At 68.9% G+C, this 12,505-nt stretch carries 13 protein-coding genes; 2 read left to right on the top strand and 11 right to left on the bottom strand.

What is annotated here, in order from left to right:
* Nucleotides 1-4: 4 nt before the first annotated feature.
* The 3 genes from ACXRVZ_RS23180 to ACXRVZ_RS23170 form a co-directional block, all read right to left on the bottom strand.
* Nucleotides 5-982, bottom strand: coding sequence for a recombination-associated protein RdgC (locus tag ACXRVZ_RS23180; protein WP_457426795.1), 978 nt, complete (start codon nt 980-982; stop codon nt 5-7).
* Between the two features lie 60 nt (nt 983-1,042).
* Nucleotides 1,043-2,380: a PEP-CTERM sorting domain-containing protein gene (locus tag ACXRVZ_RS23175; protein WP_457426793.1), complete on the bottom strand. Its 1,338-nt coding sequence runs from the start codon at nt 2,378-2,380 to the stop codon at nt 1,043-1,045.
* Nucleotides 2,381-2,467: 87 nt separating this feature from the next.
* Nucleotides 2,468-3,112, bottom strand: a complete 645-nt coding sequence (locus tag ACXRVZ_RS23170) for a DsbA family oxidoreductase (protein ID WP_457426791.1) — start codon at nt 3,110-3,112, stop codon at nt 2,468-2,470.
* 122 nt (nt 3,113-3,234) lie between these two features.
* Between ACXRVZ_RS23170 and yghU the strand changes: the two genes are divergently transcribed.
* On the top strand, nt 3,235-4,113 hold the full coding sequence (gene yghU / locus ACXRVZ_RS23165; RefSeq protein WP_457426789.1) for a glutathione-dependent disulfide-bond oxidoreductase: 879 nt from the start codon (nt 3,235-3,237) through the stop codon (nt 4,111-4,113).
* Complete coding sequence (locus ACXRVZ_RS23160) at nt 4,110-4,739, top strand: glutathione S-transferase family protein (RefSeq protein ID WP_457426787.1); 630 nt, start codon at nt 4,110-4,112, stop codon at nt 4,737-4,739. The genes yghU and ACXRVZ_RS23160 overlap by 4 nt, the downstream gene beginning before the upstream one ends.
* Nucleotides 4,740-4,745: 6 nt before the next feature.
* Here ACXRVZ_RS23160 and ACXRVZ_RS23155 read toward each other — a convergent pair whose 3' ends face one another.
* From ACXRVZ_RS23155 to ACXRVZ_RS23120, 8 genes are all read right to left on the bottom strand, one after another.
* Nucleotides 4,746-5,150, bottom strand: a complete 405-nt coding sequence (locus ACXRVZ_RS23155; protein ID WP_457426785.1) for a ribosomal maturation YjgA family protein — start codon at nt 5,148-5,150, stop codon at nt 4,746-4,748.
* A complete protein-coding gene (locus ACXRVZ_RS23150) occupies nt 5,150-6,064 on the bottom strand; it encodes a substrate-binding periplasmic protein (RefSeq protein WP_457426783.1) in 915 nt (304 codons plus the stop codon). Before ACXRVZ_RS23150 ends, ACXRVZ_RS23155 begins: the two co-directional genes overlap by 1 nt.
* Nucleotides 6,065-6,068: 4 nt before the next feature.
* Entirely contained in the window at nt 6,069-7,046 is a 978-nt protein-coding gene (locus ACXRVZ_RS23145; protein ID WP_457426781.1) for a succinylglutamate desuccinylase/aspartoacylase family protein, read from the bottom strand.
* A complete protein-coding gene (locus ACXRVZ_RS23140; RefSeq protein WP_458232866.1) occupies nt 7,043-7,879 on the bottom strand; it encodes a PIG-L deacetylase family protein in 837 nt (278 codons plus the stop codon). The genes ACXRVZ_RS23145 and ACXRVZ_RS23140 overlap by 4 nt, the downstream gene beginning before the upstream one ends.
* Nucleotides 7,880-7,888: 9 nt before the next feature.
* Nucleotides 7,889-8,776, bottom strand: coding sequence for a DMT family transporter (locus ACXRVZ_RS23135; RefSeq protein WP_457426777.1), 888 nt, complete (start codon nt 8,774-8,776; stop codon nt 7,889-7,891).
* The gene (locus ACXRVZ_RS23130) at nt 8,776-9,924 is read right to left on the bottom strand and encodes an esterase-like activity of phytase family protein (protein WP_457426775.1); all 1,149 of its coding nucleotides are present in this window, start codon (nt 9,922-9,924) and stop codon (nt 8,776-8,778) included. Before ACXRVZ_RS23130 ends, ACXRVZ_RS23135 begins: the two co-directional genes overlap by 1 nt.
* Nucleotides 9,925-9,935: 11 nt before the next feature.
* Entirely contained in the window at nt 9,936-11,252 is a 1,317-nt protein-coding gene (locus ACXRVZ_RS23125) for an aminotransferase class III-fold pyridoxal phosphate-dependent enzyme (RefSeq protein WP_458232865.1), read from the bottom strand.
* Nucleotides 11,253-11,329: 77 nt separating this feature from the next.
* Nucleotides 11,330-12,505: prolyl oligopeptidase family serine peptidase (locus ACXRVZ_RS23120; protein ID WP_458232864.1), on the bottom strand; the 1,176-nt coding region annotated here is incomplete at its 5' end.

Genomic DNA, 12,505 nt, shown 5'->3' with positions numbered 1-12,505 from the left:
CGGGTCACCAAGGCGGCGCGTCCTCGGCGACCGCTTCTGGCTCGGGCAGGGCGGCCGGCACGGGCGCCGGTGCCGCGCCACCGGCGGCAAAGTCATGCTCGCCGCCCAGGCCTTCGATCAGCGCCGGGATCAAGCGACCCAGCTCACCGGTGGCCAGCGCCATGTCGGCGTCAAACGCCTCATCGCCGCTGGCTTCGGCCCGGCCCTCGAAGGCCAGGTCCAGGAAGCTGATCTTCTTGACCGCAAAGCCCTCGGTCAGCGTGAAGGCAACGCGTTCGTTCCAGCTCAGGGCCAGGCGCGTGGGCATCTTGCCGCTGGTCAGATGGGCGCGCACCTCGTCGATGTCCAGCGGGTGGCGGGCGTAGCGCACGACGGGCTTCTGCTCGTCGCTGCCCTTGAGCTCGCACTCGCGCTCGATCTGGAAGCCCTCGGGCGTCACGCCGTCCAGCAGCCAGGCGGCCATGCAGGCGGCGGGGCTCTCGGCCGTTTGCACGAGTTGCAGCGACAGGCCCGGGCTGGCTTGGATCAGCAGCGTGATGACCTCATCGGCGCGGCTGGTGGAGCCAGCGTCGACGAAGAGCAGCTGCTGCGCGGGCGCGATCCACACCTGCGTGGCCGAGGTCTTGGTAAAGGCGCGCGGCAGCAGCTCGTGCTCGGCCTGTTCCTTGAGCTCCTTCTTGGCCTTCTTGCCGGGCTTGCGGCCGGTCGTGGCCTCGATGTGTTCGGCCAGCTCGTCCACGCGCTCCTGCACGACGGAGGAGGGCAGCAGGCGCTGCTCGCGCTTGAGCTTGACGAGCCAGTGGCCGTCGACTACTTCGACGAGGGGCGCGTGCTCGATGCCGCGCGGCGGCGCCCAGCCCACGGCCAGGGGCTGGGTCGGGGCGCAGGCCAGGAAGGGTTCCTTGGCGAGCTGCTCGCCGAGCTGCTTGGCATCGGTGGTCCAGCCTTCGCCGATGCGGTAGGTGATCAGGTTCTTGAACATGGGCTCTGGAGAAACAAGAAGCCCGCCAGCGGCGGGCTTCGGAAACAGGGCGCCATTGTCTCAGGTCTGCCGCCGGCGCCAGGCCAGCAGGGCGCCGGCACCGGCCAGCCACAGCCAGTAAGTCTCAGGTTCAGGCACGGCCGTCGTGATGGCCTGCATGGTGCCGGTGAAGTTGCCGCTGGACACGAAGCTCAGGCCGGTGACGAAGCCGGTCACGTCAAACGCGTTGACGTTGGCCGATTCCTCGATGCCGCGGATCTCGAAGGCGTTCACGCCGCCGACGAAACCGTGGGCGACGAAGTCGAAGCTCTCGCCGGCGGCGACGCCGTCGGCCGTCTTCTGCCAGACGTTGCCCGACCGGGTCCACACCTCGTAGAGCCCGTCGCCAACGTTGCTGGCCACCTGCACGGCCTTGAAGTTCGGGTCGCCCGCGCCGGCCGCGTAGCTGAAGCCGGTGGCGACGACGGGGTCGATGAAGGTGATGTGGTCGGGGCCGACGTCCTCGACATGAAAACCGTAGACCGGGCCGGCCAGTTCGCCGTCGACGGTCGGCACCGGCTTGAGCGTCGGCAGCGCGATGTTGCCGACGCCACTGGGCAGCGTTGCGGGGTCGATGGGCGTGAAGTCGAAATAGGAGCTGGAGCGTGCGTCCACGCTGCCGTCGCCGCGCGTGTGGGCCAGGTCGATGCTGATGGAGTAGCTCGTGCCGTAGCTCAGCACGCCGCCCGGCAGGGTGAGGCCGGTGGTGGCGAGCACGGAGCTCTGCCAGATCAGGTCGGACTGTTCGAAGCTGCGCGGCAGGCCGTTGCGGGCCTCGACCGTGACCGGGTGGGTGTTGTCCTGCACGCGGATGCGCATGGTGTCGATGCCGTCCGGCGTGCTGCCCGGCAGTGTCCAGCTGATGGTGGGCGTGAGGCCCGAGCCGCTGACCGTCATCGACTGCACAAAGGGCATGGCGCCCACATCGCCGACCGTGGGCGTCTGCACCGTCAGCGTGTTGCCGGCGGAGTAGTTGGAAGCCGTCGACAGCAGCAGCCGCCTGGAACCGGTGAGGGCCGCGTCGTACGGCGTCGACGCGAAGTACTGGTGCGGTGTCAGCGTCCAGTCGCGCTCGTAGAGGCGCGCCTTGACCCAGTCCGGGTCGGTGGCGAAGGAGTCGCAGGTCTTGCCCGCCGGGCACACGCCGGACGTGCCGTAGACATAGGCACCCGGGTCGGCGGCCGGCGGCAGCACGTTCTGTATGCCCCAGACGAGGATGTCACCCGTCGCGTGGTTGCCGCTGTTGGCGCTGTTGGCCTGGCGGATGTGGAAGGGGCTTTGTGCCGTGGGCGGTGCGGCTAGGGCGGAGGCTGCCAGAAGCAGACCGGGCAGGCTGGGCAGGACGAGACAGGTCTTCATGGCAGGCTCCTGGCGGTGGCTGCCGAGCCTAGTGAGCGTGCCACGCGCTCGCATCCTCATCGCTGAGGATGCCTGCCTTCAAGTCCTTCAGGCCACGTCGTCCACGACCTGCCGCAGCAACTTCTCGAACACCTCGACCGACTGCCCGCCCTGGATCAGGTGGCGTTGGTTGACGATGATGGCCGGCACGGCGTGGATGCCCTGGGCGTGCACGCCGGCTTCGGCCTCGATCACTTCGGCGGCGTAGCGGTCGCCGGCCAGCAGCTCGCGCGCCTCGGCTTCGGGCAGGCCGGCGGCGGTGGCCAGTTCCAGCAGCACGGCGGGGTCGGACACGTTGCGGCCGTCGGTGAAGTAAGCCGCCAGCAGCGACAGCTTGAGCGCGCGCTGCACGGTGCCGCCGAAGGCCTCGTCGGCCCAGTGCAGCAGGCGGTGGGCGCTGCGGGTGTTGTAGATGCGGCTGCGCGCTTCCATGCTGAACGTGAAGCCCAGCTCAGCGCCGCGCTCGCGGATGGCCTGGCGCGTGCCCGCCAGCGCGGCCGGGCTGGCGCCGTATTTGTGCGCCAGATGCTCTTCGATGTCCTGGCCATCGGGGCCCATGTCGGGGTTGAGCTCGAAGGGGTGGAAATGCAGGTCCAGCACCAGCCCCGGGATGCGAGCGGCCGCCGCTTCGAGGGAATACAGGCCGATGGCGCACCAGGGGCAGACGATGTCGGAGATGAAGTCGATTCGCATGCCGCCATTTTGCGGGCCGGCAACGACCCCCACGGCTTGAAGGTTGAAGCTAAGCGTGAAGGGCTTGCCGTCGATTGCGCCCGGCGACGCAGGAAATCGGCTTTTGCGCTAGCGTTGCCGCCATGACCGACACGACGCCTGACTACATCCCGCCCCAGGTCTGGACCTGGAACAAGGCCAGCGGCGGCCAGTTCGCCAGCATCAACCGGCCCGTTGCGGGACCCACGCACGACAAGGCATTGCCCGTCGGCCGCCACCCGCTGCAGCTCTACTCGCTGGGCACGCCCAACGGCATCAAGGTCACCGTCATGCTGGAGGAACTGCTGGCCCTGGGCCACGCGGGCGCCGAGTACGACGCCTGGCTGATCCGCATCAACGAGGGCGACCAGTTCGGCAGCGGCTTTGTCGAGGCCAACCCCAACTCCAAGATCCCGGCGCTGGTGGACCGCAGTGGTCCTGAACCTGTGCGCGTCTTCGAGTCAGGCGCCATCCTCATCTATCTGGCCGAGAAGTTCGGCGGCGCCTTCCTGCCTGCGGGCGGCGCCGAGCGCGCGGAAGCCTTGAGCTGGCTGTTCTGGCAGATGGGCAGCGCGCCCTTCCTGGGCGGCGGTTTCGGCCACTTCTACGCCTATGCGCCGACCAAGCAGGAATACCCCATCGACCGCTACGCGATGGAGGTCAAGCGCCAGCTCGATGTGCTGGACCGCCTGCTGGCCGAGCGCCGTTACCTGGCCGGCGAGCAGTACACGATTGCCGACATGGCCACCTGGCCCTGGTATGGCGCGCTGGCCAAGGGCCAGCTCTACGGCGCGGGTGAGTTTCTGTCGGTGCATGAATACACCCACGTCATCCGCTGGGCCGACGAGATCGCTCGGCGTCCGGCCGTGCAGCGTGGCCGCAAGGTCAACCGTACCTGGGGCGAGCCGGGCAGCCAGCTGCATGAGCGGCATGAGGCGAGCGATTTCGATTTGAAGACGCAGGACAAGGTGGCGGCGCCGTGATTACGCTCTACGACTGCGCCACCGCTCCCAGCCCGCGCCGGGCGCGCATCATGCTGGCCGAGAAGGGCGTGCCGCACGAGACGGTGCAGGTGGACTTGCGCAGCGGCGAGCAGATGGGCGAGGCGTTTCGGCGCGTCAATTCGCAATGCACGGTGCCGGCCCTGGTCGTGGAGGAGGGCGCCGTGTTGACCGACAACGCGGCCATCGCTGCCTGGCTGGAGGCGAGCTATCCCGAACCACCGCTACTGGGCCGCACGCCGCTCGACATGGCCGAGATCGCGAGCTGGCAGTGGCGCGTCGAGTTCGAGGGGCTTGCCTCGATCGCCGAGGCCTTTCGCAACAGCAGCCCGGCGATGGCCAACCGCGCGTTGCCGGGGCCGGTGGACTACGCGCAGATCCCCGCACTGGCCCAGCGCGGCCTGGCACGGTTGCAGCAGTTCTTCGCGACGCTGAACGAGCATCTCGCCGGCCGCGATTTCATCGCTGCGGGCCAGTTCAGCGTCGTCGACATCACCGCAGTCGTTGCGGTGGACTTTGCGCGCGTGGTGAAGGTCAAGCCAGGAGATGAGCACCCGCATTTGCGTCGCTGGCGGGAGGCGATGCAGGCGCGCGGCACGATGGGCTGACCCGCTTCAGTCCGGAGATGGCGGTCCGCGCAGCAGCAGGCGTTCCAACGCTGCACCCACCAGCACGCCGACTGTGTAGGCCAGCAGGTCCGGCGCATGGAACGTGGAGCCCAGCACGAGATGCCCGGGCGTGGTGTGCCGGATCGCGTTGATCCAGTCGGCCTGGTAGAGCTGGCTGAACTCCACCGCAAATGACGTCGCCAGCGTTGCCGCAGCCACCCGGCCGACTGACCAGCCCGGCCTGGCGAGCCCGTAAAGCAGCATCACCATCAGCGCCCAGAGCGCATCGCCGGGATATTTGCCAAGCTGTGTCGGTAACAGCCAGGGATATCGGCGTGATGCCAGTCCTGCGGCAATGACCGTCAGGACGAGCAGGACGTAAAGCGGCCGGCTTCGAGGAATCAACGGCATCAACGGCGCGCGGCCTTCTCCAGCGTGACGACCGACTCCAGCAGATACGGCCGATCCCGCTCGAAGAAGCTCTTGTCGATGTTGGTGTTGGGCAGGTGCAGGAACTTGATCCGCTTGTTCCTCAGCAGCTTCAGGCTGTCGCCGAAGTAGCGTTGCATGAGCCTGTCGAGCTGGCCGTTGGCATATGCCTTCTTCAGCCCGTATTCCAGCCGCTCGGCCAGCCGGGGCTGGTTCTTGGCGACGAAGAAATAGATGGGCATGTAGGTGAAGACGGCAAAGTTGTCGACGATGACCAGGCCCGGGTGGGCGTCTTGCTGGGCGCGCAGTTCCGGCTGGACCTCGTAGACGCTGCGCATCAGCAGCTGGAAACGGCCCGAGTGCAGCATGGGGATCAGCGTCGGGTGGGCGCCGCCGTAGACGACCTTGAAGCCGTTGTCCTCCAGGATCTTGGCGGTGGACCAGCCCGGGCCTTGGCCGATGGCCAGGGCGCGCAGGTCGTTGACCGTCTTGACTGATTCGTAGAGCGGCAGGTCCGCCTGGCGCCCGAGGAAGAACCGGAAGCTGGCCAGGCCGCGCATGATGGGCACGCGCACGGGCAGGGCGCCGTCCAGCCATTCCTGCGACGGCATGGCCACGGCAACCGACAGGCTGCTGCCCTTCTCCAGCTCCAGCAACTGGCGGCGGATGACAGTCTCCTCGCGTTGCTGGACGACGCGGTAGGGGCCGTACTTGTCGCGGGACAGATCCAATGCCAGCGCGAGCAGCGCGTCGGCATAGGCGCGGTGCGGCGCTTCGCGCTCCATGAAGGGGATGGTGACGACCTGGGCCGGTGGCGGCGCCGCGCCGGCGGCTGGCAGCGTGGCCAGCAGCACCAGCAGCACCAGCAGCACCAGCAGCGGCGGCAGCAGCTTCATGGGCTCAGAGTTGGCGGTCGCTGGGCCGCGCCAGGTAGAACCATTCGGTACCCGGCAGCGATTTCACGTTAGGGAACACGATGCGCCCCTCGCTTGGCGCAAGCACGGCCTCGCCGCTGGCGCGGGTGCCGATGTGCTGGCCATCGGCGATCTCGTCGAAGCTGGCCCAGCTGCGCTCGAAGCTGTCGCCCATGTCCTCGCGGTCGATGACGTCGTAGAGCTGCAGCAGCTCCGGTGGTTGTGCCGGGCGATGCGCCTCGACGGCGCTTTCGTCCAGCATGCCCAGGAAGACCAGCGCGCGCAGGATGGCCAGCCGTGCGACCTCGGGGCCTTTCGGGTCCAGGTGCTGGCCGCATTCCAGCGTGATGGCCCAGCCGCCGGTGGAGCGCATGTACTCGGTGGTGCCGACGCCGTAGTGCGGGTCGGAGATCAGCGACGCACGGCGCGAGCCGTCGTGCTCGCGCTGCTGGCGGCGCTGCAGGCCCAGCGCGTAGGTCGACAGCCAGCCTTCGACGATGCGTGTCACGCCGAGCGCCGCAGCCAGGCCCGACTCGGTCGCTTCCTGCGCGAAGGGTTCCAGCTCGCCGCTGTTGTCGCGCGGGCCGATCATCGCGAAGGCGGGGCCCTGGCCCTGGAAGCTGTGCAGGTCCAGGATGCCGTCGTGCTGGGCGATCAGCGGGCACAGCACGCGGGCGATGCGGTCCTCGAAGTCGTGGGCGATGACGGGCGGGCGCAGGTTGCGGTTGAGGTTGCGGTCACCCTCGCGGCGGTTCAACTGGTTGGCCAGCGGGTTGACGATGGGCACCAGCGTCAGCGTGCCACGCTTGAGCGTCAGCTCGCCGGCGTCGAGCTGACGAATGATCTCGGCCATGGCTTTCGTGCCGTGGATCTCGTTGCCATGCACGGCGCCCGTCACGAGAAAGCGCGGGCCGGGCTGCAGGCCGGCGAACTGGTGGACGCGGATGTGGGTGGGTTGAGTCATGAGGTGAGCAGTGCAGCGGTAGACAAGGCCTGATCGGCAGCGAAGACGCGGCGCGGCAGTTCCGCCACGGGCTGGCCGGCGCGGCAGGCGACGAGGCGGTAGAGGGTGGCGAAGGCGAAGTCGGGCGGCGCCTCCCCGGCGCCCAGCACCAGCTCGCCGCCACGGCGCACGGTGTCGGCCAGGAAGGCGGGCAGGCGCAGGTGGTAGGGGTTGCGCGCGATCTCGCCGGTGTGGCGCTCCAGCGCGGCGATGAGCCGGGCGGTGTCGGCGATGTTCGTTTCGACCAGCGCGTTGGGCGTGGCTTGGGTGGACCAGAACTCGGTGAAGGCCAGCACCGTGTCCAGCCGGGCCTGTGCCACCGCTTCGACGACGAGGCGGTACACGCCGCGATGACTGGGGTTGTCGTCCAGCGCATGCGGGGCGAGGACGAGGGCGGGGCGGTGCTCGGTGAGGATGGCGGCAAGCGCCTCGACCTGCTCGGGGTTGCTCGCGTCGGCACGCACGTCGGACAGGCCGTCCTCGCCGACGCGGATGCAGCCGAAGCCGAGCACGGCGCAGGCGTCCTGCAGCTCGGCCCAGCGCGCCTCGCGTCGCTCGGCGTTGCTGCCCAGCGTGACGGCGACGTTGCTGACGCGCCAGCCGGCCTCCTGGCGCAGGCGCAGGGGCAGGGCGCCGACGATGCATTCGTCGTCGGGATGCGGCGCAAAGATCAGGCAGTGGCCGGGGCTGGCATCGGGCGCCGGCAGCGCGTGGCGGTCCGGCGGGTTGCCCAGCAGGGCGGCGAAACGGGTCAGGTGCTCGCGCCAGCGCGCGAGGTCGGCTTCCAGGGACATCCCGTCATCCTACCGAGAGCCCGGTTTGGACGGCCAGGTCGCCAGCAACACACCCACCAGCGCCAGGCCATAGGCGAGCGCCTGCTGGGTCGACAGCGCCTCGCCCAGCGTCAGGCCGACGAGGGCCGTGCTGATGGGCAGAAACACCATGAAGACGCCCGCCTTGGCTGCGGGAAGCCCTTGCAGGCCTGCCATCCAAAGCCACACGGTGATGACGCTGGCCGTCGCCGAGTAGTAGGCCAGCAGGCCCCAGTCCAGCACGCGCGGCGCAGCGAAGTCGAAGCTCAGGCCTTGCCAGATGGCCAGCGGCGTCACCAGCACCAGACCCCACAGGTTGATGAGGGCGCTGATGCGCTTCGGCCCCAGGCCAGCAGTGAGCTTCTTGCCGATGACGACGTAGCAGGCCTCGCAGAACACGGCCGCGATCAGCAGCAGCGCGCCGACCGGCGTGGTCTCCGCGCCGCCCTGCTTGCCCGTCGCAACGAGCGCGATGCCACCCACGGCGCAGACGATGCCGGCCAACGTGCGGCCCCCCAGGCGCTCGCGCAGCACGGCCCAGCTCAGCAGCGCCACGGCCGCCGGAATGCCGGCCAGGATGACGCCGGCGACGACGGCCGAGCTCTGCCGCAGGCCGAACAGCATGCAGATGGAGAACAGGAAGTTGCCGAGGAAGGATTCGAGGAAGAGCAGCCAGCGCGAGCGCGCGTCCAGCGGCGCCTCTTGCGCCGGTTTCTTCAGCCAGGGCAGCATCAGCACCGCCGCGAAGCCGAAGCGCAGTCCCGCCAACAGGAAGATCGGGAAAGCCGCCACCAGCAGTTTCGACAGGCCGACGTAGCTGCCCACCAGGCTGGTGCTGGCGGCCAGCAGCGCGTAGGCGCGCCAGGGGACTGGCTGCATCAGTCGATCGTCAACGCGATGACTTGCGTGAACTGCGCCGGGTTGAAGTTGTTGTCGGACAGGAGGATCAGCGTGCGCTTGCCCTCAAACATGGGCCCGAACGTGATGCCCTCGATGTTGTCCAGCGCCAGCACGCTGCCGTCGTCGTTGGTCAGCGAGGACAGGTCCAGCAGCATGGTGCGCTTGACGGGCACGACGTCGCGGCCCTTGATGCTGGGCCAGCCGGCCACATCGGTCGCGCCGCGCGTGTCGATGCGGTAGAGCTTGATGGTGTTGCTGGTGGGCTGTTTGGTCTGGGCCGCGCGGCCGGGCGTGATGGCGCCGACGGCGAAGGCGCGTTCGATGACGATGAACTCGGTGGCCGACAGCGCCAGCATGTCGGGCACGCCATTGGTGGCGAAGTCGCCCTGGCGCGCGGGCGCGAACGGCACGGGGCCGACGTCGTAGATGTACTCGGCGCCGGGTTTGCCGGTGTCCAGGTCGAAGGACAGCAGGCGCGCGCGGCTGCCGCGGCCCACCGCCGTGGGCAGGCTGTCCTGGGCCAGGCCGTTCTCGGACATGGTCCACAGCGTCTTGCCGTCGGGCGTGATGGCCACGCTCTCGAAGGCGAGGTTGTTGTAGACGCCCACGTCGCCCGCCGCCAGGCCGCCGGCGCTGCCCGTGGGGTTGTAGTAGCTCGGCACGGCGAACTCGCCGGCCGGCTTGCCGTCCAACTGCATGCGCCGCATGGTGGGGTTCTGCACGCTGGCGGAGGAGCGCTGGCCTTCGTTGGCCCAGTAGATGAGGTTGCGCTTGGTGTCCAGGCGCAGGCTTTCAGGGTCGACCATGTTGCGGCCGAAGGGCTGGCCGTCGAGGTCCAGCATCGTCGTCATGTTGACCCAGCCCACGCCGGCTTCGCCCGGGTCGGCGCTGCGGCGGAACTTGGACAGGTCCAGCGTCAGTTCGTAGTAGCGCGCCGGCCCGCGGTCGCTGCGGTCATCGCAGATGGCCAGGTAGTGGCCGGTGGCGGGCACATAGTCGATGCTGGACAGGCCGCCCACGGGCAAGCCGCGAAAGCTCGCGGTGGTGGGCACGATCTGCTGGCCGAGGTAGGTGAGGTTCTGCGCGTGGGCAGACCCTGCCAACAGAAGGGCGAGTAGCCATTTCATAGAGAACGTTCTTATGCAGCGCGGCGCAGGGCGCCTCTGAGGGTGTCGATGATGCGTGCGATGTGCTCGCTCTCGATGATGAGAGGCGGCGACAGCGCGACGGTGTCGCCCGTGGTGCGGACCAAGAGGCCCTTGTCCCAGCAGTCCAGGAAGATGTTGAAGGCGCGCTTGGCGGGCTCGCCGGGCAGAGGCTTCAGCTCGATGCCGCCGACGAGGCCGATGTTGCGCACGTCGACAACATTGGGTTCCTCGCGCAGCGAGTGCAGCGCGGTGGCGAACTCGTCCTGCATACGCGCGGCGCGGGTCAGCAGATCGTCGTCGGCGTAGGTGTCCAGCGTGGCGATGCCAGCCGCACAGGCCAGCGGGTGGGCGGAGTAGGTGTAGCCGTGAAAGAACTCGATCAGGTGCTCGGGCCCAGTCATGAAGGCGTCGTGGATCTTCTGCTGCGCAAAGACCGCGCCCATCGGCACGCAGCCATTGGTGATGCCCTTGGCCACCGTCATCAGGTCGGGCGTGACGCCGAAGGTCTGCGCACCGAAGGGGTTGCCGGTGCGGCCGAAGCCGGTGATGACCTCGTCGAAGATCAGCAGGATGCCGTGCTTGTCGCAGATGTCGCGCAGGCGTTGCAGGTAGCCGGCCGGCGGGATCAGCACGCCGGTGGAGCCGGCGACGGGCTCGACGATGACGGCGGCAATGGTGGACGCGTCGTGCAGCTGCACCAGCCGTTCGAGGTCATCCGCGAACTCGGCGCCGTGCTCGGGGACGCCCACCGAGAAGGCGTTGCGCGCGGGGTCGTGCGTGTGGCGGATATGGTCCACGCCCGCCAGCAGCGTGCCGAACATCTTGCGGTTGGCCACCATGCCACCCACCGAGATGCCGCCGAAGTTGACGCCGTGATAGCCACGCTCGCGGCCGATGAGCCGGGTGCGGGCGCCTTCGCCGCGCACGCGGTGGTAGGCGATGGCCATCTTCAGTGCGGTGTCGACGGCCTCGGAGCCCGAGTTGGTGAAGAACACGCGGTTCATGCTCGTCGGCGCGATCTGGGCCAGGCGCTCCGCCAGCTCGAAAGCCTTGGGGTGGGCCATCTGGAAGGGCGGCGCGAAGTCCAGTTCGGCCGCCTGCTCTTGGATGGCCTTGACGATCTTCGGCCGGTTATGGCCGGCGTTGACGCACCACAGGCCGGCGATGCCGTCGAGCACCTCGCGGCCCTTGTCGTCGCGGAAGAACATGCCGTCGGCGCCGGTCAACAGGCGCGGCGCCTGCTTGAACTGCCGGTTGGCAGTGAAGGGCATCCAGTAGGCATCTAGCTTGGAATGGTCGGCGCTCATGCGTGGCTCCTCGGGAGGAGCGCCAGTCTAAATTGAATCTGACTGGTTGGTCAGAATCTGCGGCGCCACAGCATCACTCACCTGGGCGGTTGTTGGCCGGCCACGCCGGTCTGCCACAGGATGAAGGCGTAGGTGTCCGCCGCTTCGGCGTCCTGCTGGGCGCGGGTGGAGCCCATGCCGTGGCCGGCGTCGAAGTCCACGCGCAGCAGCACCGGTTTGCCGCTGGCGGTGGCCGCTTGCAGCCGCGCGGCCATCTTGGCCGGGTGGAAGGGGGCCACGCGCGAGTCGGTCACGCCGGTGGTGAGCAGCACGGCCGGGTACTTGGTGCCGTCGGCGACGGCCTGGTAGMTGTCGATGCGCTTCAGCGAGCGGTAGCCGGCTGGGTCGCGGATGGCGCCCCATTCCGGCTCCTCGCCGTAGCCATTGGGCTCGGCCACGTAGCGCAGCGGGTTGTGCCAGCCCACGCCGGAGACAACGGCGGCGAACAGGTCCGGCCGCTCCGTCAGCGCCATGCCGACGGTGACGCCGCCCGCCGAGCGCCCGCCGATGACCAGGCGCTGCGCGGCCGTGTCGCCCTTGGCGATCATGTCCTCGGTGACGGCGATCAGGTCGCGCCAGGTGTTGGGCTTGTTCTCCATCTGGCCGGCCCGGTGCCAGTCGCGGCCGTACTCGCCGCCGCCGCGCACATGGGCGTAGCCGACGATGGCGCCGGCGTCGATCAGCGCCAGGCTGCGGCCGGCGAACGCGGGCGTGTAGCCGGGCACGCCGTAGCTGCCGTAAGCCTGGATGAAGGCCGGTGCGCTGCTGTCGTGCTTCAAACCCTTCTTGTAGATCAGGCTGTAGGGGATCCGCGTGCCGTCCTTGGCCGTGGCAAAGCGGCGCTCGGTCGTGTAGGCGCTGGTGTCGATGGCCGGCCGGGGGGTGAGCCCTGTGTCGGCCAGCTTGCCGCTGCGGTCGACCGACCAGACGCCGGTCGGCGTCAGCCAGCCGGACAGCGTCACCAGCGCGCCGTCGTGCGCGGGGTCGACATCCACCCGGGCGAGCGTGCCGTCGAAGGGCAGGGGGAGGGTGGCCAGCTTGCCGTTGTTGGACAGGCGCTGCAGCCGGCCCAGGCCGCCGTCCATCGCGCGCAGGTAGAGGCCGTCTCGTGCGCGCACCATGTTGTGGATCACCAGCGTTGATTCGGCCACCGCCTCGCGGGCATGGGCGAGGTCGGGCTTGCTTGCGGACGTGACCAGCACGCGGCCGCGCGG

It is taken from the genome of Roseateles sp. P5_E8 (assembly GCF_054177665.1).
This window is presented reverse-complemented; position numbering and strand designations above follow the sequence as displayed.